Origin of the sequence: Acinetobacter sp. Res13-Abat-PEC15-P4-01, assembly GCF_015676285.1 — a bacterium.
GTDB lineage: Bacteria > Pseudomonadota > Gammaproteobacteria > Pseudomonadales > Moraxellaceae > Acinetobacter > Acinetobacter nematophilus.
In genome coordinates, this window is record NZ_JADAIN010000032.1 from 1 (window position 1) to 3,361 (window position 3,361).

The 3,361-nt window shown below is 38.1% G+C and carries 1 protein-coding gene; it reads right to left on the reverse strand.

The annotated features are described in order from the left end of the window. Window positions 1-3,012 (reverse strand): ESPR domain-containing protein (locus tag IMO47_RS12655; RefSeq protein WP_196077871.1); only part of this gene is annotated, 3,012 nt, incomplete at its 3' end. Between the last annotated feature and the right edge of the window lie 349 nt (window positions 3,013-3,361).

Here is a 3,361-nt window from a genome sequence, read left to right on the forward strand (position 1 = left end):
GATAAAGTTAGAATGTATCTTATTCGCTTGATTATTTAAGTCATATGCAACCAAACGGGAATCTACTAAATTCAAGTTAGTAAATTGCGCAGTTTTGTCTCCATTTGCTTCTGTCAACTGCCATGTTAAATCAGATAAATTGAGCATTGACGTCGCTGTATCTGCTTTTTTAGTCAATCCTGTCAAATCAGAATGTATTGCTGTAAATTGTGAAGTTCCAGATTTAACATCTAAGACATTATTACTACCAAGGACCTGCGTATTGTTAAGATTAATAATGCTATTATTGCCATCAGCCACAAAAGCATTACCTTTAACATTTACATTTGAATTTGATACATTCACAATCCCACCTTGCGATAATACGCCAGTCGAATCTGCGCCTGATAAATGCAAATCTCCTGTTAAATCAAGTGTAGCCTGATTACGTACAATATAACCTGTGACACCTGTTTGGTTGGATTTCAAATCTGCTGATGATGTTAATAAGGTTGATGAATCAATTGCACCATCAGGATTACCTGCTAAATCGTGTTTTTGTCCATCAGCAATACCCGCGATACTATTTGCACCCAGCAAATTTATGGTCGTTCCAGCATCAATCAAACCTGATGCTCCACCTTCAACAGTAATGGCATTTGAACCATCCCCCGTCAAATTAAAAATGCCACCTGTTGTATTGATTACAGTACCTGCACCAGTGCCCATCACGCCCACAGAATCTTTACCAGATGTTGTGAGTTTTAAACCACTTGCAGCAAGGTCAGCCCCCTCTGCGATACGAAACAATGTAGAGCGTTCTGTATTGACTTCCATATTTGAAGCATCGACATTGATCGCAGCATCTTGCCCATAAATAAAGAAACCGATTTGGTCAGTACCATTATTAAATGTAGGTACAGCAGAAGAAGCCACATTAATTTGAGCATTACCACGCGCATGTACACCAATAGCACCATCACCAGTCAAATTGATCTGACCGCCAACATCCGTTTGGGCTCTTTGTGTGCCTTGTCCTTCAGTCCAGACACCATAGTTACGTGTACCAGAAGTCACATCGCGACCGCCCGCAACATTGATGATACTACTATCGCCCAATACGACTTTTGCACTGTTATTGCGATTGCTTACTGTTTTAACGCCAATGCCATTGACGCCAGTGAGATTAATTTTCCCTGTATTGTTAATATTAGAATCAGCTGTATTACTAGCAAGAATACCTACACTCATAAATGGTATTCCATCAGCAGCGCCATTTACATTAATCGTTCCCGTATTACTCACACTAGCGCCAGAGGTATTTTCAACAGCAATAGCGGTAGCATTTTGAGTTTTACTACCTAACGTAATTTCGCCATTATTAATTAATGTGCTGTTTGCACCATTCGCAATATGCATCGCATATTGTGCAACTTTATTCTCAGTGTCTTCAACTACATCTGTTTTATCATATTGTGCAGCGCGTCCTACATAAATTATGCCGTCATTGATAGCTCGACTATTGTTTCCAACAATAACCCCACTCACACTGCCGCCAGTAGGATTATTACTTACCGCAACATTAATAATTGCATCCTTATGGTTATTAAATTCAGAATCCGTCAATGTTACCGCATAGTTATCAGAGGCTCCTCCAAAATAGTCAAATCCAGCCACATTCATGATGCCGTAGTTATCAAATTTTGCCCCATTTGCTACGGTTACCGCACGCCCCTCAACATAAGCACCTGAATAATTGCCAGCCTGAGTTGTGTCATATTTATCACCAGCATAATAACCCGCTGAAATAACACCATAATTGGTTAAACTGCCACCTGCATCGTATAGAAAAATGTTATCGTTGCCATTTCCTGATACGCTTGCACCTTCCTCAATGGTCACTTGCCCGCCTTGGTCAATCACAATAGGCGCAAAGCGTTGTTCTATATGTGCACCATTTTTAATTGTCGCAGTAGATCCACTTCCTGTCACATGTAATGACGTTCTTGATCCTTGCGCTTGGGTCGCATCATCACCTGGCGTTACGGTATATTCGTAAGTAAAAGTCTTGTCAGTATATCCCAATAGAGCTTGATTAAAAGCAGCATCATAAGCCTCTTGTGAAGTTAAAGTACCAGCCTGTAATGCGCTAATCAAAATCTCATTATATGCTTTTAATTCATCAACATTGGTAACTGTATAATTTTTGCCATCAAAGCCAGTAAAAGTACCTGCATAATTCGGTACTTTAGCGGTAAATGCTCCCGTGTTGATACCGCCTGAATAACTATAATCATCACCAAATTCGATGTGGTTTTTTGAAACCCACTCTACATGACCACCTTGTTCAGCCTTGACCAATTCAGTCTGTTTTGCATGCATAAAAATATTATTCATCGACGCCTGTGTTGACTGCGATGTATCGCCAATATTGACAATTAATGTTCCACCATTACTTACTGTAGCAAATCGCCCATCAATATATTGATCATCTCCAACATCGACACCCACTCGAATACTTGTGGTTCCCCAATCTCCTGCTACAATTTTATTTGAATCATATGTGGCGACAGTAAAATTATTCCCTGTGATTGGGTCTGGTACGGCTACAGCTTGATCTTTCTGTCCAATATTCAGACTTTCTTGTCCTGATGGATCGTCACCTGTAAACTGTACATCTTGAGCAGCAACCCATGTATAAGACTCTTTTCCGCTTTCTATATTTGAAGCATTCCCAGTTAAAGTAGCCGTATCACCATTGGTGACAATCATTTGTCCCACTTTGCCATCATTATCACGTGGGTTATATATACCTAGATCACATGTACCGCCAGTCGCAACAGTTGTACCATCACCACATGTTGAAGCTGAAACGCCCATACTTATTGCGATTGAAGATGCTAGAAGAACCGTAGATAATCCGCCAGTAATTGCACTACACTTATTACTGTTTTTGGTTATTTTACCTAATTCTGAACATACGACCCAAGTTTGAGCACGGGCATTCCATATTAGTTTGTAAATTTTATTCACATTGAACCTCTGACCATTATTAAAATAGGCGATAAATTTATGGCAAATTAACTTTCAAATTTAATTTTTCAAACACCACATTGGTTGTGATATGGTTCTCATTATTACATGGATAAAAAAGAAGCATTATTGATTTAATCTCAACGATAATCTTCACTTAATTTTTCTTGATTTTTTATAAAAAATAAAATTATCTTAATAGCAAACTGATATTACATGCATCACAACAAAAACATAAAGCCATGAAATTAAATATTTTTTACATTAAGAATCTCATTCTCTCATCATGAAATTTTAGTTATTTGTTTTATTAATTGATAAAAAAAATGATTAATATCATTTAAATTTA